Annotated in this window: 27 protein-coding genes; 8 read left to right on the top strand and 19 right to left on the bottom strand. The window is 58.5% G+C overall.

The genetic code is table 11. From position 1 onward, the window contains the following. The first annotated feature begins 82 nt into the window (after positions 1-82). Genes AWM69_RS08125 through AWM69_RS08110 form a run of 4 tightly spaced genes read left to right on the top strand, consistent with a single transcriptional unit; the run spans position 83 to position 4,165 of the window. Positions 83-865, top strand: a complete 783-nt coding sequence (locus tag AWM69_RS08125; protein WP_131653786.1) for a sugar phosphate isomerase/epimerase — start codon at positions 83-85, stop codon at positions 863-865. Beyond that, positions 858-1,820, top strand: coding sequence for a sugar kinase (locus AWM69_RS08120; RefSeq protein ID WP_131653785.1), 963 nt, complete (start codon positions 858-860; stop codon positions 1,818-1,820). Before AWM69_RS08125 ends, AWM69_RS08120 begins: the two co-directional genes overlap by 8 nt. Before the next feature lie 54 nt (positions 1,821-1,874). Further along, positions 1,875-3,170: an MFS transporter gene (locus AWM69_RS08115; protein ID WP_131653784.1), complete on the top strand. Its 1,296-nt coding sequence runs from the start codon at positions 1,875-1,877 to the stop codon at positions 3,168-3,170. Between the two features lie 14 nt (positions 3,171-3,184). Then, complete coding sequence (locus AWM69_RS08110; protein ID WP_218726215.1) at positions 3,185-4,165, top strand: D-glycerate dehydrogenase; 981 nt, start codon at positions 3,185-3,187, stop codon at positions 4,163-4,165. On the opposite strand, the gene AWM69_RS08105 is transcribed toward AWM69_RS08110, so the two are convergent. Genes AWM69_RS08105 through AWM69_RS08090 form a run of 4 tightly spaced genes read right to left on the bottom strand, consistent with a single transcriptional unit; the run spans position 4,166 to position 7,949 of the window. Beyond that, positions 4,166-5,245 (bottom strand): polyamine ABC transporter substrate-binding protein, encoded by a 1,080-nt coding sequence (locus AWM69_RS08105; protein WP_218726214.1) that lies wholly within the window; start codon positions 5,243-5,245, stop codon positions 4,166-4,168. It abuts the gene before it with no gap. Between the two features lie 54 nt (positions 5,246-5,299). Continuing rightward, positions 5,300-5,641, bottom strand: coding sequence for a cupin domain-containing protein (locus AWM69_RS08100; RefSeq protein WP_131653782.1), 342 nt, complete (start codon positions 5,639-5,641; stop codon positions 5,300-5,302). A gap of 33 nt (positions 5,642-5,674) precedes the next feature. Next, positions 5,675-7,081, bottom strand: coding sequence for an FAD-binding oxidoreductase (locus tag AWM69_RS08095; protein WP_218726213.1), 1,407 nt, complete (start codon positions 7,079-7,081; stop codon positions 5,675-5,677). 49 nt (positions 7,082-7,130) lie between these two features. Next, positions 7,131-7,949 carry an AraC family transcriptional regulator gene (locus AWM69_RS08090; RefSeq protein WP_218726212.1) on the bottom strand — a complete coding sequence of 273 codons (819 nt, stop codon included), beginning with the start codon at positions 7,947-7,949 and terminating at the stop codon, positions 7,131-7,133. Positions 7,950-8,203: 254 nt separating this feature from the next. Here AWM69_RS08090 and AWM69_RS08085 point away from each other — a divergent pair, with 254 nt between their 5' ends. Continuing rightward, complete coding sequence (locus AWM69_RS08085; protein WP_048379657.1) at positions 8,204-8,482, top strand: DUF1652 domain-containing protein; 279 nt, start codon at positions 8,204-8,206, stop codon at positions 8,480-8,482. 106 nt (positions 8,483-8,588) lie between these two features. Here AWM69_RS08085 and AWM69_RS08080 read toward each other — a convergent pair whose 3' ends face one another. Continuing rightward, entirely contained in the window at positions 8,589-11,075 is a 2,487-nt protein-coding gene (locus AWM69_RS08080; protein WP_218726211.1) for a UvrD-helicase domain-containing protein, read from the bottom strand. Positions 11,076-11,341: 266 nt separating this feature from the next. Here AWM69_RS08080 and AWM69_RS08075 point away from each other — a divergent pair, with 266 nt between their 5' ends. Next, positions 11,342-12,037, top strand: coding sequence for a pirin family protein (locus AWM69_RS08075; protein ID WP_131653778.1), 696 nt, complete (start codon positions 11,342-11,344; stop codon positions 12,035-12,037). A 68-nt stretch (positions 12,038-12,105) separates the two neighbouring features. Here AWM69_RS08075 and punC read toward each other — a convergent pair whose 3' ends face one another. Further along, a complete protein-coding gene (gene punC / locus AWM69_RS08070) occupies positions 12,106-13,287 on the bottom strand; it encodes a purine nucleoside transporter PunC (RefSeq protein ID WP_131653777.1) in 1,182 nt (393 codons plus the stop codon). 118 nt (positions 13,288-13,405) lie between these two features. Between punC and punR the strand changes: the two genes are divergently transcribed. After that, complete coding sequence (gene punR, locus AWM69_RS08065) at positions 13,406-14,326, top strand: DNA-binding transcriptional activator PunR (protein ID WP_218726210.1); 921 nt, start codon at positions 13,406-13,408, stop codon at positions 14,324-14,326. On the opposite strand, the gene AWM69_RS08060 is transcribed toward punR, so the two are convergent. From AWM69_RS08060 to AWM69_RS08010, 12 genes are all read right to left on the bottom strand, one after another. Beyond that, entirely contained in the window at positions 14,323-14,931 is a 609-nt protein-coding gene (locus tag AWM69_RS08060) for a LysE family translocator (RefSeq protein WP_218726209.1), read from the bottom strand. The genes punR and AWM69_RS08060 overlap by 4 nt on opposite strands. 229 nt (positions 14,932-15,160) lie before the next feature. Beyond that, on the bottom strand, positions 15,161-15,709 hold the full coding sequence (locus AWM69_RS08055) for a DUF4174 domain-containing protein (protein ID WP_131653774.1): 549 nt from the start codon (positions 15,707-15,709) through the stop codon (positions 15,161-15,163). A 196-nt stretch (positions 15,710-15,905) separates the two neighbouring features. Continuing rightward, positions 15,906-16,493 (bottom strand): DedA family protein, encoded by a 588-nt coding sequence (locus AWM69_RS08050; protein WP_218726208.1) that lies wholly within the window; start codon positions 16,491-16,493, stop codon positions 15,906-15,908. A gap of 52 nt (positions 16,494-16,545) precedes the next feature. After that, on the bottom strand, positions 16,546-17,592 hold the full coding sequence (locus AWM69_RS08045; protein ID WP_218726207.1) for a DMT family transporter: 1,047 nt from the start codon (positions 17,590-17,592) through the stop codon (positions 16,546-16,548). Positions 17,593-17,665: 73 nt separating this feature from the next. Further along, on the bottom strand, positions 17,666-18,070 hold the full coding sequence (locus tag AWM69_RS08040; protein WP_256930242.1) for an Ivy family c-type lysozyme inhibitor: 405 nt from the start codon (positions 18,068-18,070) through the stop codon (positions 17,666-17,668). A 262-nt stretch (positions 18,071-18,332) separates the two neighbouring features. After that, on the bottom strand, positions 18,333-18,524 hold the full coding sequence (locus AWM69_RS22820; RefSeq protein ID WP_048379640.1) for a hypothetical protein: 192 nt from the start codon (positions 18,522-18,524) through the stop codon (positions 18,333-18,335). 142 nt (positions 18,525-18,666) lie between these two features. After that, positions 18,667-18,912, bottom strand: a complete 246-nt coding sequence (locus AWM69_RS08035) for a DUF6021 family protein (RefSeq protein WP_218726599.1) — start codon at positions 18,910-18,912, stop codon at positions 18,667-18,669. A 165-nt stretch (positions 18,913-19,077) separates the two neighbouring features. Beyond that, positions 19,078-19,338 carry a hypothetical protein gene (locus AWM69_RS08030; protein WP_218726205.1) on the bottom strand — a complete coding sequence of 87 codons (261 nt, stop codon included), beginning with the start codon at positions 19,336-19,338 and terminating at the stop codon, positions 19,078-19,080. A gap of 103 nt (positions 19,339-19,441) precedes the next feature. Beyond that, positions 19,442-20,215, bottom strand: a complete 774-nt coding sequence (locus AWM69_RS08025; protein ID WP_218726204.1) for a ParA family protein — start codon at positions 20,213-20,215, stop codon at positions 19,442-19,444. Between the two features lie 68 nt (positions 20,216-20,283). After that, positions 20,284-20,613 (bottom strand): hypothetical protein, encoded by a 330-nt coding sequence (locus AWM69_RS08020; RefSeq protein WP_218726203.1) that lies wholly within the window; start codon positions 20,611-20,613, stop codon positions 20,284-20,286. 142 nt (positions 20,614-20,755) lie between these two features. Further along, on the bottom strand, positions 20,756-21,241 hold the full coding sequence (locus AWM69_RS08015) for a hypothetical protein (protein WP_218726202.1): 486 nt from the start codon (positions 21,239-21,241) through the stop codon (positions 20,756-20,758). Between the two features lie 161 nt (positions 21,242-21,402). Next, a complete protein-coding gene (locus AWM69_RS08010) occupies positions 21,403-21,957 on the bottom strand; it encodes a DsrE family protein (RefSeq protein WP_218726201.1) in 555 nt (184 codons plus the stop codon). Positions 21,958-22,145: 188 nt separating this feature from the next. Here AWM69_RS08010 and AWM69_RS08005 point away from each other — a divergent pair, with 188 nt between their 5' ends. Continuing rightward, on the top strand, positions 22,146-22,355 hold the full coding sequence (locus AWM69_RS08005) for a hypothetical protein (RefSeq protein ID WP_131653766.1): 210 nt from the start codon (positions 22,146-22,148) through the stop codon (positions 22,353-22,355). A gap of 60 nt (positions 22,356-22,415) precedes the next feature. On the opposite strand, the gene AWM69_RS08000 is transcribed toward AWM69_RS08005, so the two are convergent. Then, on the bottom strand, positions 22,416-23,474 hold the full coding sequence (locus tag AWM69_RS08000; RefSeq protein ID WP_218726200.1) for an AraC family transcriptional regulator: 1,059 nt from the start codon (positions 23,472-23,474) through the stop codon (positions 22,416-22,418). Positions 23,475-23,493: the final 19 nt, after the last annotated feature.

The raw sequence follows: 23,493 nt of genomic DNA, 5'->3' as shown, positions 1-23,493 counted from the left end.
GCAGGACACCCGCGGATGGGTGCCCTGCCTGTTACACAACACTTTCAATAAAAAATGAAACCGGTTTCAGAGGTTAACAACAATGACAACATTCCCCGTTTCCATCAGCCTGTCGAGCTATGGTGCCGATCTGGTACGCCAGCGCGGGCAAGGCAGTTTTATCGAGCTTCTGGCCAACGCCGGAGCATCGCGCATCGAGTTGCGTGAAGAGCTGCTGACCCATGAAGAGCCCGTTGCCTTCAGTGAGGCGGTACAGCAGTACGGTCTCGAATGCGTATTTTCTTCGCCTCTGGAACTGTGGGAAGCGGGGCAATCACGGCCCAATCCGCAGTTGCTCGCCACGTTGCACAGGGCTCACGCCTTTGGCGCCAAATGGCTGAAAGTGTCACTCGGCTATTTCACTGAACACTGCGATCTGCAAACCCTTGCTGCTTGCCTCAATCAGCAGCCGGTGCATTTGCTGGTCGAAAACGACCAGACCTGCCAGGGCGGACGCATCGAGTCGATGCAGCGCTTCTTCGACAAGGTCGAGCAGCAGCAAGCGCCAATCCACATGACCTTCGACATTGGCAACTGGCAGTGGCAAGACCAATCGGCCAGCACCGCCGCCCGCCTGCTGGGTCGCCATGTCACCTACCTGCACTGCAAAGGCGTGATACGCCGTCCGGATGGCAAACTGGTCGCCACCCCGCCGACGGCCGCTGACCTGAACAGCTGGGAGCACCTCATGGGTCATATGCGCCACGGCCTGACGCGCGCCATCGAGTACCCGCTGCAGGGTGCCGACCTGGACGGGCTGACCCAGGAACACGTGGCCGTTCTGGCCCGCTTGAGCCAAAAGCAACAGGAGCCGAGCCATGTCTAAGCCTGATGTGCTGTCGTTTGGCGAAACCATGGCCATGCTGGTGGCCGAACACACGGGCGAACTGGCTCAGGTCGGGCAATTCCACAAGCGTATTGCCGGTGCTGACAGCAACGTCGCCATTGGCCTGGCCCGGCTCGGTTTCAACGTGGCCTGGCTAAGCCGTGTCGGCGCGGACTCCTTTGGCCGCTTTGTACTCAACACTCTGCAAACTGAAGGGCTGGACTGCCAGCATGTCGAAATCGACCCGCAGCACCCGACAGGCTTCCAGCTCAAGTCCCGGGTCGACGATGGCAGCGATCCGCAGGTCGAATACTTTCGCCGTGGCTCTGCCGCCAGCCACCTGAGCCTTGACGCACTCAGCGCTCCCCTGCTCAGCGCCCGCCATTTGCACGCCACCGGGATCCCGCCCGCCCTGTCGGACAGTTGCAACGCATTGTCCTTCGAGTTGATGAAGTCGATGCGTGCCGCTGGTAACAGTGTGTCGTTCGACCCGAATCTGCGGCCTTCCCTGTGGGCCAGCGAGCAAAAAATGATCCGTGACATCAACGCCCTCGCCGCCCATGCCCATTGGGTATTGCCGGGGTTGAGCGAAGGCCAGCTACTGACCGGTTACGACGATCCGTCCGACATTGCCGCGTTCTATCTCGATCAAGGCGCGGAAGCCGTTGTGATCAAACTGGGCGCCAAGGGTGCGTTTTACCGCACTGCGCGAACCGAAGAATTCATTCCCGCCGTACCGGTAAGCCGTGTGATTGACACCGTTGGCGCAGGTGACGGGTTTGCCGTCGGCGTAATCAGTGCCTTGCTGGAAAACCTCGGGTTTGCCCAGGCAGTACAACGCGGCAACTGGATTGGCAGCCGGGCCGTGCAAAGCCGGGGCGATATGGAAGGCCTGCCGACCCGTGCCGAACTGACGCACCACACCACACACGCCGAACCTGTTCCCACACCGTGATCAGCTTGACCTGTTACCTGCTGCGACAAAAACAACAAGATCAGGAGCACCACTATGCACTCGCTAAAACTCGCCGCCCGTCGGTGGTGGTACATCATGCCCATCGTGTTCATCACCTACAGCCTGGCCTATCTGGATCGCGCCAACTATGGCTTTGCGGCAGCGTCCGGTATGGCCGAAGACCTCAACATCACCCCGGGGCTTTCGTCGTTGCTGGGGGCGCTGTTCTTCCTCGGGTATTTCTTTTTCCAGGTACCGGGAGCGATTTACGCCCAGCGCAACAGCGTTAAAAAACTGATTTTTGTCAGCCTCATTCTCTGGGGCAGCCTGGCAACCCTGACCGGCGTGGTTTCCAACGCCTGGTGGCTGGTGGTTATCCGGTTCATGCTCGGAGTGGTTGAAGCCGCCGTCATGCCGGCCATGCTGGTGTACCTGTGCCATTGGTTCACCCGTGCCGAACGCTCGCGCGCCAACACCTTCCTGATCCTCGGCAACCCAGTGACCATGCTCTGGATGTCGGTGGTCTCGGGCTACCTGGTGCAGCATTACAGCTGGCGCTGGATGTTCATCGTCGAAGGCCTGCCAGCCGTATTGTGGGCATTCATCTGGTGGCGTCTGGCCGATGATCGTCCAAGTGATGCCAAGTGGCTCACTGGCCAGGAGAAACAAGACCTGCAAAGTGCGCTGGATGCAGAGCAGGTCGGGATGAAACCCGTTAAGAACTACGCCGCCGCTTTCCGTTCGCCAAAAGTCATCCTGCTGGCCCTGCAGTTCTTTTGCTGGAGCATCGGGGTCTACGGGTTTGTGTTGTGGCTGCCTTCGATTCTCAAGCAAGGCGCGCAGATGGACATGATCGAAGCCGGCTGGCTGTCGGCCCTGCCGTATCTGGCTGCCGTGATCGCGATGCTGGCGGTGTCCTGGGGCTCGGACAAGTTGCAAAAGCGCAAACGCTTTGTCTGGCCGCCGCTGCTGATCGCATCCATTGCCTTCTACGGTTCCTACGCACTGGGGGCTGAACACTTCTGGTGGTCCTATGCGTTGCTGGTGATTGCCGGTGCCTGCATGTACGCACCTTATGGTCCGTTCTTCGCCATCATTCCGGAAATCCTGCCGTCCAACGTGGCCGGCGGTGCCATGGCGCTGATTAACAGCATGGGCGCGCTGGGTTCCTTCGGCGGTTCGTATCTGGTGGGCTACCTGAACAGCGAAACCGGCTCGCCGGGCGCGTCTTACTTGTTGATGAGCGGTGCATTGCTGATCTCCGTGCTGTTGACCCTGATGCTCAAGCCCACGACCAAAGACCCGGTGACACCGACTTTCAATGCCCAGCAACGTCTGGCCCATTCCTGATTGCAATGTGAGTGATGACCTTGAAAAAGAATGTCGTGCTGTACAAGAAACTGTCCGAGCCACTGATGCAACGCCTTGAGGCCCATGCCCGGGTCACGCTGATCGAGCGCCTTGATGCCGAAGGCATGAACCAGCTGCGGGCTGCCCTGCCCCAGGCCCACGGTTTGCTGGGCGCAAGCCTGAAGCTGGATGCACAGCTTCTGGACCTGGCCCCGCAACTCGAAGCCATCGCCAGCGTGTCCGTCGGTGTCGACAACTACGACATCGACTACCTGACCGAACGAAAGATCCTCCTGAGCAACACCCCGGACGTGCTGACCGAAACCACCGCAGACACCGGTTTTGCGCTGATTCTGGCCAGCGCCCGGCGTGTAGTGGAACTGGCCAATCGGGTGCGTAACGGGCTCTGGCAAAAAAACGTCGGCCCCGAGCATTTCGGCACCGACGTGCATGGCAAGACCCTGGGCATTATCGGCATGGGCCGCATTGGCGAAGCCCTTGCCCAGCGCGGGCACTTTGGCTTCGGCATGCCGGTGATCTATCACAGCAACTCGCCAAAACCGGCCGTTGAAGCGCGCTTCAATGCGCAGTACCGCAGCCTGGAACAACTGCTGCAGCAAGCAGATTTTATCTGCCTGACCTTGCCGTTGACGGCGCAAACGGAAGGCTTGATCGGCGCTGAACAATTTGCCCTGATGCGCCCCGAGAGCATCTTCATCAATATCTCCCGGGGCAAAGTGGTTGACGAAGCGGCGTTGATTCGGGCCTTGCAAGACGGCCAGATTCGCGGCGCGGGGCTTGATGTGTTTGAACGTGAGCCTGTGGACCCGGCATCGCCGCTGCTGCAACTGGATAACGTTGTGGCCACGCCCCACATTGGCTCGGCCACCTTTGAAACCCGTGAAGCCATGGCGCGCTGTGCCGTGGATAACCTGTTGGCCGCACTGGCGGGTGAACGCCCGGCCAACCTGGTTAACCCGCACGCCATCCGTTAATCAGCCACCGGCCTTGATTCGGGTCCACACCCGCGTGCGGACCCGATCGACTTTCAAGGGCATGGCTTGCAGCGCAAACAGGGTGTCCATCATCGCGGGGGTTGGATACACCTTGGTGTCGGCCTTGATCTGCGGGTTGACCAAGGCATCCGCCTGCTGATTGCCATTGGCGTAATGCACGTGGTTCGTGATCTCGGCCATCGCCTCGGGGCGCAGCAAGTAGTTCATATAGCTGTAGGCTGCCTTCTCGTCCGGCGCATCCACGGGCATGGCTACCATGTCGAACCAGATGGGCGAACCTTCCTTGGGCACCGAATACCCGATATTGATGCCGTTGCCGGCCTCTTTGGCGCGGCTGTCGGCTTGCAAAATATCCCCGGAGAACCCGACTGCCACGCAGATATTGCCGTTGGCCAGGTCACCGGTGTATTTGGATGAGTGGAAGTAGTTGATGTACGGCCGGACTTTTAGCAGCAACGCCTCGGCTTTTTTGTAATCCTCCGGGTCTTTGCTGTGGTGGGGCAACCCGAGATAGTTCAGGGCGACAGGCAACAGTTCCGGGCCATTATCAAGAATCGCCACCCCGCACTTGGCGAGCTTCTCCATATACTGCGGCTTGAAAATCAGGTCCCACGAATCCAGCGGCGCGTCCTCCCCCAGCACCTCCCTGACCTTGTCTATGTTGTAGCCGATACCCGTGCTGCCCCACAGATACGGAAAGCCATGCTGGTTGCCAGGGTCATTGACCTCCAGCGCCTTGAGCAGCACCGGGTTGAGGTTCTTCCAGTTAGGCAACTGGCTCTTGTCCAGTTTCTTCAACGCGCCGCCCTGGATCTGCCGCGCCATGAAGTGGTTGGACGGAAACACCACGTCGTAACCCGAGTTGCCGGTCATCAGCTTGCCGTCCAGGGTTTCGTTGCTGTCGTAGACGTCATAACTGGACGCCACGCCGGTGTCGCGCTCAAAGTTCTTCAGCGTATCCGGCGCGATATAGCTCGACCAATTGTAGATTTTCACTGTCTCGCCAGCCTGACACAGCGTACCGGCAAGCATGAGGGGCAACAGGGCCATACGGATCATGATTCGATTCCTTGCAGTTTTTAAGCAGCTGTTTTTATTGGCAGGTTTCGGTGATCAAAAGATCAATACATAGGTCTTGCGCACGGTTTCCTGGATGTCCCAGATCCCGGTGCTGTTGGCAGGCAACATCAGTGCATCGCCCGCTTCTATCGTCAGGGTTTCACCGTCATCGGGGGTGAAGGTGCAGCGCCCCTGAATAAAGTGACAAAACTCCTGCTGCACGATCTGGCGCCGCCAGCGCCCGGGCGTGCACGCCCAGATGCCTGTCTCGACGCCGTCATGACGCTCGACACAGGTCACCGAAGTCACGGCCACCGGGGTGCCCAGCGGTACCGCCACGGGTGAAGACGCATCCAGCGTCATGTGGGCGGTATTTTTAAAGTGAGTAATGCTCATGGGTGTTTCCTGATCAGATAAAGGCCAAGGGGGTTACTGCATGAAACCTTCCATAAAACCGGCCAAACGGCTGGCCAGTTGCCGACGCCAGGGCGAGCTGTTCGGGTTTGCCAGGGTTTGGTCTTCGTACACAAAACTACGAATAATCGCGTTGTAACCCAGCCAGCGGCAGGGTTCCGGCTCCCATGCCTTGAGTGCTTCGAGACCGCCCCCGGTCAACACCCAGGGCTGCCGGACCTCAAGGGTGTCGCGTTGCAGGATCAAGTCCGCCAGGGTGCGCCCGCCCAGATGGCTCGCGCCCACGCCCTCGCCGCCATAGCCACCGGCCAGCGCAATACCGTGCTGCCGATCGCACAGCATGTGCGGCTGAAAACGCCGGGACATGCCCAGGTTGCCGCCCCAGGCGTGGCTGATGCGCACATCTTTGAGCTGCGGAAACAGCTCGCCAAACAGGTAGCGGCGCAGGTCGATTTCGCTTTGAGTCAGGTCGAAGTCGTGCCGCAAGCGTCCGGCAAACTGATAGCCACCCCGGGCGCCAAACACCAGTCTGTTATCGACCGTGCGCTGGCCATAGGTGACTTGTCGGCTGCTCTCGCTGAAGGCTTGCCCCTGCGACAGGCCGATATCGCTCCACTGGCTCGCGGACAACGGTTCAGTGGCCACCAGCAGGCTTTGCACCGGCAGTTGATAACGCCCCAAGGGCGGCAGCGTGTTGGCATACCCTTCCACCGCGGGCACCACCCAACGGCAGCGTACGTCGGCCCTGGCCGTACGGGCATGACCGGAGCGCCACTCGAGAACCGGGCTTTGTTCAAAAATGGTGACCCCAAGCCGCTCAACGGTACGTGCCAGGCCGCGCACCAGTCTGGCCGGATGAAGGGTGGCCACGTGCGGGGTAAAAATGCCGCCATAGGGCCGTGCGACACGAATCTGCTGCGCCAGTTGCGCCGGGCTCAACCAGTGATAATCCGCTTCGCTCAATCCCTGGGCGTAGAGCGAAGCCAGATAACTGCGCAAGCTGGCCTCTTGCTCGGGATAGCGCGCGGCGCAATACAGCGCGCCTCCCTTGCGCAAATCGCAGTCGATACCTTCCCGCTCAGTGACGCGCTGAACTTCATCGATAATGCCATGCAGCAAACCGAATGATTCACGCCGTTGCTGGGGAGAAAGCCCTGCCAATAGCCGGTCCTCACCCAGCAAGTTCCCCATCAACCAGCCGCCATTACGCCCCGAAGCACCAAACCCGGCCGTTTGTGCCTCGACGATGGCAACGCTCAGCTCAGGGGCGTGCTGTTTGAGGTAGTACGCGGTCCAGAGTCCGGTATAACCGGCGCCGATGATCAGTACATCGACATCCAGGTCATGGGCAAGCGAAGGCCGTGGCGCCAGATCATCCCCAAGCTGGTCCATCCACAGACTGATAGTGCGCCATGCAGGCATTGCCGACTCCAAACCTTGATCAAGAATGGGTCGATCCTATCTCCGGGCCTCAGGGCGAGTCTTGCGTGCGTACCCGCAGAGAAATTTGCCTGGCGTAGGCCTTGGGAGACTGCCCGGTGTGTTGACGGAAACAGCTGTAAAACGCCGAGAGGGAGTTGAACCCCGCCGCGAAGGCCACGTCATCAACTTTGATCGCAGAGCGGGCCGCATCCATTGCCGCCAGCACATGGCGCAACCGTGCCTGGTTCACGTACCGGTAAAAGCTTTGCCCGAGCACCTGATTGAGCAAGTACGACATCTGGTTGCGTGTGTAGCCGCACGCCTTGGCCACTTGCTGCAGATCCAGATCGGGATCGAGAAAGGGTTGTTGCTGTTCAAAATAACTTTGCAGGTCCTGGGCCATAAAACTCAATTGCCGTGCCGAGAGCCCCAAGCGACTTGCCGCAGGCCGTAGCGACGGCGATCGTGGGGTATTTTGCGCCTGCTCGTGGACCAGCGAGGCATATTCATTCACACACCAGATCAGCCCGTCGCGCACCGTGATCGCTTCGCTGGCGCGGAACGACACCAGGCCCTGGCTGCCTCGCAGGGTCATTCGGTACTGAATGAACGCGGTGTCGCCATCCAGGCGAATGCGGTCGCTATGCTCCAGCGCCTCGTCCGGGTCTCGGGGCATGGACAATTGCACGTACTCGCGCAGCTCATCGAGCACCATCATCCGGTTCTGGAAAAAGTCGTGATAGCGTACATCCGGGTGGTACAGCGCCATCACCCCTTCCAGGTCCCGGTGTTTCCAGCACAGGTGATAACGCAACACGGTTTCGCCAGTGGCGCGGGTCTGCTCGGGGCAGTCGTCTGGGGCTGACATAGGATGCTCGGAAACAAAACATGAGAGTGCCGCGTCTGGGGCCCGGCTTCAACACTCATCGGATACCCGATAACCGCTGGAAAACCGCTTCAGCCCATGACGTGCATCAAAACCTGTTGAAACAAGTGGGCTTCAGTTAAAAAAAGGCTTATCGCCACTACTTCGGGATGATAGCTTTGAACACGAAACAATCGTAAACATGGCGCGGCCGGGTTACCCGTGCCGTACTTGCCCAGAGCAAAAGGAATCGCTCTATGAACACGTCAAACAGTGTCAACAAAGTTTCTTTTCCCAACGCCTGCCAACTGATGCGCTGGCATTTCCACCCCATGGGCTTCGAAGCCAGCATGGACGCCCCGCGCAGCATGATTGCCCGGCTGTTTGACCGTGCCAGCGGCGAAACCCTGATCGCCATTGCCGGTATCCCTTGTGCAACCGTCATGAATACCGGCGAAGTGGCCCGGATCATCCAGGCGGTGGAGGACGAGCTCGAAAGTTTCGTGCCACCCCGGGCCTGGCAGGCGCTGGCTTGATAGCGCTGCGCAGCGACAGGTGTCTCGCTGCGCAGCCTTCGTGCCTCGGCAGCGGCTACAGGCAGTAAGCCGGGACGCGGCCTCGTGCTACTCGTCCAGCGCTACGTTAAGGGTTCGCCAAAAGAGGTGTATCCACCCCTCGTAAATCCTCGAAAAATGCCTTGCCGGCGGGAATACGATCAGAGGCCTTGGGGATGTTGGGGCCTTGGGCATCCTGCTTCTCCAGGTACCAGTAACAATGTTTGACTGCCCGTGTGATGCCGACATAAGCGAGGCGTAATACTTCGTCTTTTTGCGCGTTATCGTACGGGTCAGGATCGCCATCTTTCCCCAGGCCCGCCATCCGGTACACCTGGTTCTTGTACGGTGAAGACGTCAGGTGCTGACAATCGCCCAGCAGGAAAACTGCATCCGCCTGCAAGCCCTTGGCGCTGTGATACGTCAGTTGCTTCAGCCTGCGGTCTTCAGGCGCCAATCTAGAATCAACATTAACAACAGATTGAATTTCCTTTTCAATCAATGCCTTATCGCTGCTTTTTCGATACAACATTAAGATTCGATCCCCGGCATGGTAATGCTCGGTCAAGCGTGTGGCGAGATCCTGCTCGTCACGCGGCAAGACCGTCACCGGCACCAGCTCCTTGGGTTCGCCGCTGGCCTTGGCCCGTTTTCCGGCAATCGAAGGCGCAGCACGCACGATATGCTCGGCTGCATCAATGATGTGCTGGTGGCTGCGGAAGTTGTCGCTGAGCATGACCCGGGTCGTGGCGGGCGAAGGGAACTCTTGGTTGAACGCCATGAAATACTTCGGCGAGCTGCCACGCCAGCCATAGATTGACTGCCAGTCATCCCCCACACAGAGCAATGACGAGCGCTGGGCACCCCGCCCGACATGCATCGCCGGACCCCGGCTGCGAATCTCCCGCAGGCTGGCCCGCAACCACGACACGATTTGTGGCGAGACGTCCTGGAATTCATCGATCATTAAGTGCGACAACGGCCGCAACTGCTCGTGACTCAACAGCTTGAAGTTCTGTGGCGTGTTTTCGCCAAACAGCGAGAACATGCGGTTGTAGGTCATGACCGGCGGGGTTTGGGCCAACAGGTGATCTTCCAGGGCGCGCCAGTACAGGCTCAGGGCCTCGAAAAAGAAACGGTCCGGATCGTCCTTGGCAAAGCGCATGTCACCGACGGCTACCGCCACATCGAGCCCCAGGTTCTCGATAAAGCTCGCCGCGGATACAAACGAGTCGAGCAAGGGGGCCGAGCTCAGTTCCCCCTTGAGCTTGTAGTCGAACCCCGGCCCGGCGCTCGCATCCCCCGCCAGGGAGGCAATGACGCGCTTGGCAGCGTCATAATTTTCCAACCAGATCAAAGGCTTGCTACAGAAAGCTCGAAACAGTGTGCGCTTGACCGCCCACTCTGCGCGCACACTCAGCTTGGCGCCGGGGCGGCAGATCTGCGGGTTTTCCTGCGGGTCGAAGCCCAACACGACCCAGGCATCCAGTTGCGGGATATAGCCGTGACAGTGGAAGTGCGAACCGTTGATTTCCAGGGTTTCGCGGTTGGGTTCGATGCCCTTGATGGGCCAGGCGCCTGCAGCAAACCACAGGTCTTCAAGGGTGTCGCACAACTCTTCGTCGCGCTTGGCGGCCAGCTCAGTCACTGCCATGCGCTTTTGCACGTCCGGGTGATCGCGCTCCAGCTCCTTGAGCTGCAGGGCATGCCGGCACAACGGTGCAAGCGCCTGGCGAAAACGCTCATCCCGGGTATACAGCCCGTGGTAGCACGCATTGAGCTGCTGACGCTGCGCATCATTGATACGCAAGTCAAAGGGGTTGCTGTCGGTGTCGTCATCGTTGAACAGGCTGCGGCTATTGAGCGTCTCGAAGGCCTGCAACTGCCCGTAACCGGGCAGGCTGCGCACGAGGGGCAAAATACGCGAGTGGAAGGTACGGACCACCTCCCGCGCCTCTTTAAGGCTCAGGTTCCGGCCCCACAGGGCAAAAACCTCTTGCAACTTGCTGATGAAATCCTTGCGCGACTCACGGGTGAAGGTCACGACCGTCATCGACCCGAGCTCAAACCCCAGGTAATGCGTCAGCAATAGAATCCGCAGCACCAGTGACGTCGATTTGCCCGCCCCGGCCCCGGCCACGACGGAGGTTGACGGTGTATCACTGAAGATCATCTTCCATTGGGCTGCACTGGGCTGGGCATGGGCAGGCAGCAGCGCGGCCACGTCAGCCTTGATCTGCTTTTTCAGCTCGGGGGTCAGCGGTAAGCGCCAGTCGTCGAAGAGGTTGTCGTCGATGCCGGGGGCTCGCAGCTCCTGCGAACGGGTGTCACTGATAAACAGCACCTGGCGGCCCTCTTCCAGCCCCTCGGCATGTCCCTCCTGGAAACCGTAATCGACCCCTGCGGTATGGCCGCTGCGAAACCCGTCCGCCTGACCTTGCAACCAGGACGCCGCATGTTGCGCGCGCAAACGGCTAAGGCCGCTGCCAAACAATCGTGCGGCCAGGCGCTTGAGCAATGGCAGTTGAGTGACAGGGGCAAGTTCGACAGGCAGTTCGGGGGTGTGTTGCGGCACGCTGACTCCAGGGTGTGAGGCTGTTCGGGAGGATGGGCTATGGTCGCCGCAATGGGCGAGGATATCTAGCTAATTGCTTGGGCATCAGCTGTTTAGGCGCTGAACCATCGGTGATTCAGCTTTGCTAGCGCCGCACAAACATCTATTTAATCGATTGCTTTGAAGCATTTTTTAACCTTTTTATCGATATATCCTTGATGCAAAATCACTCCATCAACCACTGGCCACCGTTTAACCGTACGGCTGACCTGAACCGGAGAAGAATCATGCTTGAGCTCAGACCTTTCAGCACCCTGGGCGGTGCAAACCATGGCTGGTTGGACGCCCATCACCACTTTTCGTTCGCTGAGTACTACGACCCACAACGCATGAACTGGGGCAACCTGCGCGTGTGGAACGATGATGTCATCGCCCCGGGAACCGGTTTTCCAAAACACCCGCACCGTGACATGGAGATCATTACTTACGTTCGTGAAGGCGCGATCAGCCATGAGGACAACCTCGGCAATAAAGGCCGTACCGAAGCCGGTGACGTGCAGGTCATGAGCGCAGGCACCGGTATTGCCCACAGCGAGTACAACCTCGAGCCGATCCCTACCAAGATCTTTCAGATATGGATCATTCCCAATCAGCAGGGTGATGTACCTGCCTGGGGCGCCAAACCCTTCCCCAAAGACGGACGCGAAGGCTTTGTGACCCTGGCCAGCGGCAAGCAAGGTGACGACGAAAGCCTGCGAATTCGCGCCGATGCGCGACTGGTGGCAGCCAACCTCAAGGCCGGCGAAAGCGCGGAGTATCGACTGGACAGCGGCCGTCGTGCCTATCTGGTGCCCGCCACCGGCGTGATTGAGATCAATGGCCTGCGGGCCAGCGCCCGGGACGGTGTGGCCATCGTCGATGAAGCGGTGCTGCGGGTCACCGCGATTGAAGACAGCGAAATAGTGCTGGTGGATATCGCCTGAAGCAAGCCACTAAAAAGGCCGGTCACCTCAAGGGTGACCGGCCTTTTCATGTCAACGGCAAAACAGGCTCAACTGGCAGCAAGAGCTTCCCGGCGGGCCTGACGACGTTGTATCAGATAACCCAGCACTGCCAGCGGCGCCGTGGCCAGCATCACCTCCACGGTGATTTGCAAGGGCTGGCTGATATAACTCGACACCAGCAGGCTACCGAGAAAGCACAACCCCAACTGCAAGGTGTTTTGCAGCGCCGCAGCCTTGCCGGAATTCTCCGCGAACGGCATCAGTGCATTCGCTACCACAATCGGATAGCTCGCCCCGTTAACCAGCGCCATCAGGCAAAACGGAATCAACAAGGTGGCCAGCGTCGGCTCGGTTTGTGTGGCGACCCCGTACAACCCCGCCATGCTTGCGCAGTAAGCCAGCAGCAGCCAGGGCAAGAGCTTGCGGCCCTTGATGTACTGCAAGGCACTGCGGCAACCATAACCGCCCAGCATGAAGGCCAGGGTCGGAAACGCGTAGCTCAGACCGATATCGCTCGGGCTGTAGCCCATATCACCGAGAATGAAGGGCGAAGCGGTCAGCCAGGCGAAAAAGCTCGCCGAACAGGCGGCAAAGATCATCACATTGCCGCTGAAACTGGCAGTGCGCAGCAATTGCCAGTAAGTCACCCCGCTCTTCACCCGCAAAGGCGTCACACGGGCTTTTTCTTTAAGCAACAGCGTGGGCACGATCAGCATGACCGCCAGCCCCAGCAGCACCGCGAAAATGCCCTGCCAACCAAAATGGCTCAGCACCACGGCACCGAGTAGCGGCGCCAGTGCAGGTGACAGGCCCATCAACGGCATGATGCCGGCGAACACCCGGTTTGCCTTGTCCGCCGGATAACGGTCAATCACCAGTGCCTGCCATGTGACGGCCGCGGCGCAAATGCCAATCGCCTGAATAAACCGCAAGCTCAGGAGCAGCGCGGTGCTCTCGACCCACAGCATCCCCAGGCAACCCAGCGCAAACAGCGACAGGCCTGCCAGCAAGACCGGCTTGCGCCCCAGACGGTCCGACAACGGGCCCCACAACAACTGTCCAAATGCAAAACCCGCCAGAAAGATGCTCAGGCTTGCCCCCACGGCACCGGCCGAGAGCTGCAATTCACTGCGTAAGGTGCCGAAAGCGGGCAAATACATATCCATCGCCAGGTAGCCCAGCATGCTGAGCCCGGCGAGATAACAGGTAAATCCAAAAGAGTTCTTCATGGTCATCCAAAACTTGCCATCAAACAATTTGTTGACTGGCGTGCATTATCCAGCTGACCATTTGCTTGTGAAGCGATAATAATTGCCGACTGGCATCAAATATTTTGAAGGCAAGTGCATGTGGTCAGAATACTCCCTGGATGTGATTGATGCCGTCGCCCGGCACGGCAGCTTCAGTGGCGCCGCGCAAGAGCTGCACCGCGTGCCTTCAGCCGTCAGCTATACCGTGCGCCAACTCGAACAGTGGCTCGCCGTACCGCTGTTTGTACGCCGTCATCGAGACGTCGAACTGACCCCGGCCGGCAAAATGTTTGTCAAGGAAGCCCGGGATGTCATGAAAAAAATGCTCGGCACACGGCGTTTGTGCCAGCAAGTGGCCAATGGCTGGAGCGGCCAGTTGCGGGTCGCGGTGGACTCCATCATCAAGCAGCCACGCTGCCAGCAGATGGTGATCGATTTCTATCGGCACTTCCCGGACGTGGAACTGATCGTTCACTACGAGGTGTACAACGGCGTTTGGGATGCACTGGTCGACGGCCGCACCGATATCGCTATCGGCGCTACCCGCGCGGTGCCGGTAGCGGGCAGCTTTGCCTTTCGCGACATGGGCTTCCTGCACTGGCTGTGCGTCGCCAGCCCGCAGCATCCGCTGGCATCGATTGAAGGGTTGCTGAGCGATGAACAACTGCGCCCCTACCCGTCCTTGTGCATGGACGACACCTCCCGCAGCCTGCCCAAGCGCGACACCTGGACCCTGGATAATCAACGGCGAATGATGGTGCCCGACTGGTCAACCGGGCTGGGATGCCTGAGTGACGGGCTGTGCGTGGGCATGGTGCCCGCACACTTGGCCCAGCCCTTGATTGCACAAGGGCAACTGGTGGCGCTGCACTTGCAACGGCCCTTCCCGGCCAGCCCTTCGTGTATCGCCTGGGCCCAGAACCATCATTCGCCGGCCATGAGCTGGCTGCTGGAGTATCTGGGGGATACGCCGACACTGAGCCAGGAATGGCTCAATGAAGGTGACGTCGAGGATTAATGCTCGAACAGGATCGGGTACAGCGACACCACCAGCAGCAACGCCATCGACAGGTTGAACGCCAGCAACCACTTGGGCTTGGTCAGTACGTTGCGCAATGCGCTGCCACACCCGGCCCAGACACAGACGCTGGGCAGGTTGATCAGGGCAAACACCAACGCAATGATGAACACGTTGGCGATGTAACCCTGGGACGGCGTGTAGGTGGTGATGGCGCCAACGGCCATGACCCAGGCCTTGGGGTTGACCCATTGAAAGGCCGCTGCACCCCAGAATCCCAGGGGCACGCCAGTGGCGGTATCAGACTGCGAAACAGGTCCCGAGGTGGCGACTTTCCAGGCCAGGTACAACAAATAGGCCGCCCCCAGATAGCGCAAAACTGTATAGGCCATGGGTACCGCCTTGAATACCCCGCCCAGTCCCAAGCCGACCGCCAGTACCAGAAACATGAAACCGACGCTGATCCCCAGCGCATGGGGAATGGTGCGGCGAAATCCGAAGTTGACGCCCGAGGCCAGCAGCATCGTATTGTTCGGCCCCGGGGTGATGGAGGAGACAAACGCAAACAGCGCAAATGCGGAAAGTAATTCGAGGGAGAATGGCATGGGGAGTGTGACCTGTAGGAGCGATCGATCCACCCTATCGGATTGCCACGCCGGCATTGCACTACAGCTGGGCGTTATTTTTACCGCACACATTGGAAGGGTTGCGTTTTCACGACATGCTTTTCACGTCACTTTCACATCAATGGGCCTAGATTGAACCCACTCCTTTAGTGAATCCCATTTGGCCCGCTCCCCAGCGGGCCTTTTTTTGGGCGGTGCTCAGCAGCCGTCAGTCTTCCAGTGGCTTGGCCGGTTTGACGGGCCTGGCTGCCTTGCCCGACGCCGCTGCCTTGCCTGGCGCGGAGGCCTTGTCTGGCGTTTCAACCGTCGCGGCCGCCTGGGCTTCTTTCTCAGCCATCGGCATCTCATCAATGGTTTTAAACAACGCGTTGAGATCCACCTCGCCCACTGTCTCGTTTTTCTTCTCGCCATCCTTGCCGATCAGAATCACTTTGGCCTTGTTATCGATGATCATCCCCGGCTTGAGCCCGCGAATCAGCGACATGGTCGACTGCGGCTCGAGGTCTTTGCCATCACGCTTGCCGGTGATGCCGACAATCGTATAAAGCACCATATTGCGTGCTTCGAACCCCTGTCGATTGGCCGGGTCTTCCAGGGCTTTTTTCAAGCTGGACAATGTCTGGTCGCTGTCTGCACGGGCGAAAACCACTAACGGGCGAAACTTGCCGCGATCCTGTTCAAGAGGGCTCGGAACTTCAACAGCCTGCACCGTGCCACAGACCAGCACACTGGCGAGGATCAACAAACGGATAAACATCCAGACCTCCTTTTTTATCATCGGGCCAGGTCACTGGGCGTACAACCTATGCCTTGAAATCCTGTGCTCTGGCCTGCCATTTAGAGCGTAGGCCAAGGGTTTCATCATGCAACCGGGTACCCGGACTTTGCCTTTCACGTTTATGTTTTGCAACCGCGCCCCGGTTGAAATGTCGCTGGCCGGCATGGCCAGACCGTCAAGGGTGTTTGAGCGCTGCCCGTGTTTTCACCCTGAAGTGGCGAACCAGTGCCAGCACCAGCATTAGCCCGACAATCCCTAGCGCGATCGGTAGACGATACGGTTTGAGGTCGCCCAGGATGCCCTCCAGAAACTCTCCGGACCAATAGCCCGCGCTGGCAAACAATGTGGCCCAAGTGACGGCGCCCAAACAATTGATGCCGGCAAATTTCAGGGGGGAAACCCCGGACGCACCAATCACCATCGGGCCAAGCAGGCGCATGCCATATAAAAAGCGCACCGAGAAAATCGACACCGTCGGGTGCTGATTGATCAGTTGAGTAACGCGGTCAATGGTGGCCTGTTGTTTATGCAGTTTCGGTAAAAGCCGTGCGCCAAAGTAACGGCCAGTCCAGAACAGCAACTGATCCCCCAGCATGCCTGCCAGGCTCGCGTAGCCGATGACTGGCAGAAGTTTGAGTACATGCTGATGAGCCGCCATGCCCCCCAGAATCAGGATGGTTTCACCTTCCAGTAAACAGCCGATAAAAATGGCCAGGTAGCCATAGGTTGCCAACAAGTGGGTGAAGTCGATGTGTTCAAACATGCGTGCTCTGTCGCTCCCTGTGAGGTGACATTATCCGGTGCCGGATTTGCGTTCAGTGCCGGTGGCGGTGATGAATATCCGGAAAATGCGGGTGGCTATGCGCAATGGGCAGGTGCTGGTGTGTGTGACTGTGAGGTTCGCCTGGGGCTACACCCTCTGCATGTTCATGCCGGTGGTGTTCATCGTGCGTGTGGCGATGGGTGTGCTCCTGCGCTACATGCCGGTGACTGTGTTCATGCTGCTCGGTCAGGTGCAGCCATACCCCGAGCAACATGAATGCCGCGGCCAGCCAGAACAGCAGCGAGACTGATTCTCCCAGTACCATGATGGAAATGGCAGCCCCCAAAAAGGGCGCTGTCGAGAAGTACGCGCCGGTTCGCGCCGCGCCCAGCCCGCGCAGTGCCAGCACGAACAGCACCAAGCTCACGCCGTAGCCGAGAAAACCGATCAGCAGCGTCGGGCTCAAGACTTCGAGCCTTACAGAACCGGCTCCCATCCCCCAGGCTATGGTGCAATTCACCAGCCCGGCGAACAGCCCTTTGGCACCTGCAATATACAGAGCATCCGCAGCCGACACCTTGCGGGTCAGGTTGTTGTCCACTGCCCAGCACAAGCAGGCAAACGCCACCGCCAGCGGTCCAAGCCAGGACTGCGACCCATTCGACGCCTGCCCCGACGGCCATGACAACACAACGCCCCCAACGATGATCGCCAGCATCCCGAGCACAATCCTGCGGTCAGCATTTTCTTTGAACACCACCCAGGCCAGCAGCGCTGTCAGCACAGGTTCGAGGTTCAGCATCAGCGAGGCCGTCGCGCCACTGGTCAAGCTCAGACCGGCCATCAGGGCGACGGGGCCCAGCACCCCGCCGAAGACAATCGCACCCATCAGCCAAGGCCATTCGCTGGCCTGCAATCCGGAAGCTTTCCAGCCACGATCCCGGACACAGCGCACCATCAGCAACCCCACGCCACTGCCCAAATACAGCAATCCGGCCAGCATCACGGGAGGGATTTCAGCCCCCAGCAACTTGGCCAGCGGTGTACTTGCACCAAACAGCGCAGCGGCCGCCAATGCGTAAATAACGCTCGTATTCATCTCACCCACTTCTGTATCAGACGTGCAAGCAGCCTAGCCCAGCCTGCGGAACACGCGCACTGATGCGGGTCGATCAGTTCTCGGGGTTGTTATCCGCAAATGACCTGTTCAGCAGTGCCTCTACAGCGCGGTCGGGATGCCCCAGTAATTGCTTATAGAAGGTTTTTCCATCTGCCGATCGCGTTGCCAGAAGCCCCCAGGACTGCTTGCCGTCGGCGCTGAACACGACACTTAGCTGATGATCTGCGCAGTCGTGGGGTTTACACATGTGTCCCAGCATGTAGCGCTTTCCATCCGCCGTTACACGCTCGATGGGCGTCGACGTCCCTTGAGCGTTGCTGACCCACTCAGGGAAACTGAGCATCTCTTTGTAGGCTGTTTTGTAGGGCTCCTGCCTGGCTATTTCATATAGGTAAGATTCAGCTGACGCGCTGGTTGCAACCAACAGCAGAAAAGCCCCTGATGTTGAAAACCCCATTGTCCTCATGTCCCCTGCTCCTTGAAAAAAATACGCGTAATGCCTGGCCAGTGCCCTGCTTAAAGCGTGTCACTCGCCCAGCCTTTGCCTTGACCCGTGACTCGCTCTCAAGAGCGAAACCATAGACCATCATCCTGAGAAGCGATAAATAACGCTCCGCAACCGCGCCGGGGACCTGCCGTAAATGAGCAAGCCGCGTAACGATATCCCGGACATAAAAAAGCCTCGGCAATTGCCGAGGCCAGGAGCGTTTTGTCACCCGTTACTGGGTATTGCTGGGCCGGTCAGCCCGTATCACTCTCGTGGGAAGGGATGCAGCGTAGGCAAAAGCCTCATCTCGGGAACCAAAGGAACCGAGACGGTCAGCATGGGTGCAGACCCTCCAGGGCCCGTTATTCACTTTCAGCACGTCATAGCCATTGATGTGCATTTTAGTCAGGGCTGGAACACTCATAGTCATCTCCTTTCGTAGAGATAATCCAGGGATGTCCGGTTCACCTTACACCTGCTTTTCGACGTTGTGCGAACCGAGTGTCGCATCGCAGGTGGTTGATCCGCAGACAGCTCGCGGTTACACGCTGCTGCCCCGCCGCCACTCAGCCGCTTGGCGTATCGATGTCTGCATCGTGGTGGGGCTTAGGCTCAGGGCGGGATTTGAAATCCGGACTGTAGGCGTTCTCTTTGGCTTCAGGATCAGGCCTGGGTTTGTGAGGTGCGACGCCAGGCCCGGCCGGATCGAGCCGGGGATCTGCGAGACCCGGCGAGTCAGGATCGAACCCGGACTCATGCTTCCCCGTGCCGTGCTCGGTTGATCGTGGCCCTTGCGGGGTCTTGGAACTCATACTCACCTCCACATTTTGGTTTGAAACCTCTCTCCCGAAATATGGAGCCCTTTTCACCTGAATCGTGCAGGGCAATCGACGAGTGGGACATCATCGCCTCCTGAACCACTGAACGATGCTGGGGTAAAGGGTTAGCGGAGCGATGCTGGCGCTCCGCTCCGAAGGTTAATGCCCCTTTTGTGAGTTCACGACATCCTGCAGTGCTTTATTGGTCAGGCTGATGCACTTCTGGGTATCACCTGCAGCCTGAGCTTTTTGTGCCTCGATTCTCGCATCGCGGATCTGGTCGAGCAGCGGCTGCCCCAGCGTGCTGGCAGTTGCTTTGTAATCAGACAGCTTTTTCAGGTTAACGGTACACAAGTCATCGGCAGCAAATAATGGAGTGGCGACCAGGCTCGCCAGAAGGAACAACACTGACCGTTTCATAAAATGCTCGCTTTTCTAAGGCAGGGAAATTTCACTATAGCCCCGGATAGCTTGACGCACACACCAGCAGCGCCGGATGAAGGCTGGGGACTCTATTATCCCGTCAGGCCGCTTGCTCCAGTGCGTTGAAGAGCTCCACGAACTGCAACGTCAACCTGTGTCGCGGCTCCAGATGGATAAGCGGAGAAAACGCCTGATGAGACTCCCGCATCTTCACGGAGCGGTTCAAGTACACCGGCAGCACCGGTAACGCCTGAGCAATCAACTCCTCGACGAGCTGCCTGTGCAAACGAGTCCGGCTCAAGAACTGATTGACCACAATGCCTTCGATGACCAACGACTCGTTGTGATCCTGCTGCAGCTCGGCGACCTGGGCAATGACGTTATAAATCGCCTGACGGGAAAAGCTGTCGCAATCAAAAGGAACCAACACCCGTTCGGCGGCAATCAGCGCACTCAAGGAATAGAAATTTATCGCCGGCGGTGTATCGATATAGATGCGCTCGTAATCTTGCGAGAGTTCAACCAGCAAGCGACGGAGTTTATTGATTTTAAATTTGGACTCAAGCCTGGACTGCAAGCCTGAAAGCTCCGCACTGGCGGTAATCAGGTGCAAATTGTCATAGGCCGTTTCTACGATATTCACCCGGTTTTGCTTGCTGGCCGGGCCGCTCGACAAGGTGAGCTTAAAAAAATCGGCGATCCCCATCGGCGTGTCATTGCCCGATAGCCCCGTCAGATAAGAGGTCGAGCTGGCTTGGGCATCGAGGTCCACTAAAAGTGTCCGGTAGCCCTCGGCGGCGCTGATGGCGGCAAGGTTGCAGGCGATGCTGGATTTACCGACACCGCCCTTCTGATTAAACACTGCTCGACGCACGGAAATACCTGCCGGGAAAACAGGTATCTTGCGATGCTCAGGTTAAGCTTTTGTGACAGCCCCTCGCATCATCTACGCGCCAGTTCGTGCTGGATGCAATCATCGTAATAAACCCTCTTCACCCGCTCGGGTTTCATACGCGACTCACTGTCATAAGTTTGTTCGGTAATCCCCAAGGCCATCCTGCGCATCCACTGTTTGGGAAATCGTTGGGCTTGCAGTTGTTTGCGTACCGCGTAGCGCGACACACCGGACAACTTGCTGGACTGCGCCTTCCCGGCGATTCCTGATCCCCAACTGCACATATAACGCTCACCTTCACTCAAGTGCCGTGCCTGAGCCGAAAGCGTAAAACCCGTCAGTAGTATCGATGCCAGTGAGCAGACGACAATTCTCATACACCCCGTTACCTAAGTTTCTGATAAGCCGGCGACTGTGCCAGCCAAATGAAACCCCGGGGGCCAGCAAAATGCCTGCCAGGCTCATGTTTCAGGTATTCGCTCAGGAATCCTGCGGGCGCTGAGCGATTGACGGCGTCATTCAGCGGCAGCTCTGCGCGCTGATGTAATTTGCCTGAATCATGATGCCAACTTCAGGTTCGGCACCTGAAAACACGACGCGAATCGACTCCAGGTCCTCGTCGAGCGTGTACTGGTCAGCAGACCAAATAACACCCCAGGGCGTAGATTCATCCTTTACAGGCAGTCCGTACTTCTCCGTCAGCGTATGCAAAATTGAGCCTGGTGCAGTCCTCATATTATTCACGGCTGCCGAAACAGCGCACAGGCCAGTCGTGCTACCGATCACGTAGTAGTAACTGTCTGCGTACCCTGAAGTGTCGGGAGCCTGGCTTGATAAGTAGGTGGTCCTGCCATCCTTGGTCGATAAATGCTCAAGCACAGCAAATTGCCGCAAGCCCTGCGCCGTCATTCCTTTGGCCGTACCAAAAGGCCCTGTGCCTTGCCTTGCTTCATCGCACCCAGAAAGCGCCACAGAAGAAAGCGCTAACATAATGATTTTGTTCAATTTTCAACACCAATCTCGTCCAATAGTGGCAATTTACCACTATCCGTAAACAGAGACCAAACGCCGTGTACCCATGTGTCCACCTGATATTCAAGCCAGCTCCTCTGCACCGTATGCCAAGGCAAGGAAACAGGGGGCTGGCAAATCTGGTCAACGCTGTTTCACATTGGCATCAGGCTATAACCCTTGTGCTCCAGGGTGGTGATGGTGGTCAGCGCCGAAAGTGCGGTCGTGACAGACTTATCAACTTCGCTGTAGGCAAACTGGCGTTCTGCAACAGCCTGACCACAAACAGCGATATCCACACCGGCACGCCGTAAAGCCGCGATCAGTGGCAGGTTCGGGTTGGCGCTGCCATACCTCGAGCGATAGGCGTCATCATTCAGCGCGAGAGTAGTGGCTTCACCTGAGGCAACGGCGACAAATTTCAACTGGGACAGCGGTACACCCGATGCCACATAAAGATTGACGGTCCGGGCGACGTGATCCAGAGACGGATTGACGTCTGCCGGGGTTTTGGAGCCCTTGGTGAGCGCAAACACGATTTTATAGGTGGCGGCCTTGTCGGGTTGATAGGCCGCATCGGGTAGCGAATGAATCTTGCCATAGCCTTGTATGGTGGGCGTTGTCCAGAATCCGGGAGCGGTTTCGGCCAGTAACTGGCTGCTTGTCAGCGTCAGGAGTGCGAAGGAGAGCATTTTTACTGCACGATGCATGGACATATTCCTCTGGCAAATTGAGTGACTTAGGTTAAGCGAAATCCAGGGGTGCAGCCTTGGCGTTGCCCGGCAAACTGATAAACCTGCCAGGTTTGATCGCGGACGCTGCATCCTCTAGAGTCACGCGGATAATGGGCCGGCATGCCATGCGTGCTTCCCCGTCCGGTACTGCAAAAGGTTCAACAATGCCCGAGAAGCCGCCTGCAAAGGCCACCACCGCGACAGCTGCAGATATAGAGCGATCCATTCAGGCCCTGAACAAGATGGCTGAACGGTTATGGGGAGAAGGAAGAGAAGCTGAAGCGAAAGCCCTGCTCGATGCTCTGGATGCCCTGAACCGCGCGCTGGACAGGATCCGCATCGGCGAAAATCGCCGGGTTGTCACGCTTCACTGACGACGGCCTGGAATCGGTGAAGTCCTGAGCCGGACACCCCTGTACGGCTGCCCCCTCCCCTCAAGTCCTGTCGCAGGATGCCTCGGATTCAGTGCTGGGCCTGAGTACATGCTGACGATAAGCATAGGGCGTCTGCCCGCGCCAGCGCCGGAATGCCCGGGTAAATGCACTTTGCTCGGAGTAGCCCAGCAACTGGGCGATGTCAGCCAGTTGCAGGCGCGGATCGGCCAGATAATATTCGGCCTGACGCTGACGAATGCTCTCGCGCAGCTCTCTGAAATTGATGCCGCCGGCAGCCAGTCGACGATGCAACGTGCGCGCCGACACGTGTAACTCACGGGCGACTCGCTCCAGTTCCGGTTGTCCTTCACGCACCAACCGGGCGATGCTGCGCCGAACCGCCTGCTCGAAATCGTCGCTGGACGGTAATTGCGCCAGCAAGTCATCGGCTTGTCTTTCCAGGATACTCAACAGCACTTGATCCGGCTGTCGCAACGGCAAAGCCAGCAGTGCCTGGTCAAAACGGATCGATGTTTGCGGCTGATCGAACAGGACGGGGCAGCCAAACCAGTCCCGATAGGGCTGAATGTCTGCCGGGGCCGGGTTCAGGAAACGGATTTCTCTGGCAACGATAGGTCGGCCCGTCATGTTGCGCGTCAGTTGCAACAACGCGGTGATGGCGCACTCGTCCACCAGTGATCCGGGGCGCCCCTGATCCGCGCCCCATTCCAGCAGCAGATCGTTGCCCTCCAGAGTGCTGCGCATTGGATTGACGTCATACAGCAGGCGTTGATACTGCAAGGCACGGGCCAGCCCCGCGCCGAGATTCGGGCAGGCCAGCAACACATAACCCATGACGCCAAAATGGGCCGGCGTGATGGTCTGGCCCAGATGCAACCCCAGCAAAGGGTCCTGCAAGTACTCGGCAGCGCGCTGCAGCAGGGCACGCCAGGCCGACACGGGGTAACGCATCGCGTCGCGATCCGTTGTTTGCGGCGCGGCAACGCCGAGCAAGGCCGCAGCGGCCACCCCCTGATGTTCAAGGTATTCATACAGCAGACGCACATAGGTGCTGGGGACAACGCCCCGGGGCGACTGTTGCGCAATAGTTGGGTGCATGGCGAGAAGTGTTAAATGA

It is taken from the genome of Pseudomonas sp. D1HM (assembly GCF_019266105.1).
Lineage (GTDB): Bacteria > Pseudomonadota > Gammaproteobacteria > Pseudomonadales > Pseudomonadaceae > Aquipseudomonas > Aquipseudomonas taetrolens.
Note: the sequence above shows the minus strand (reverse complement) of the source record. Positions and strands in the feature narration are given on the sequence as shown.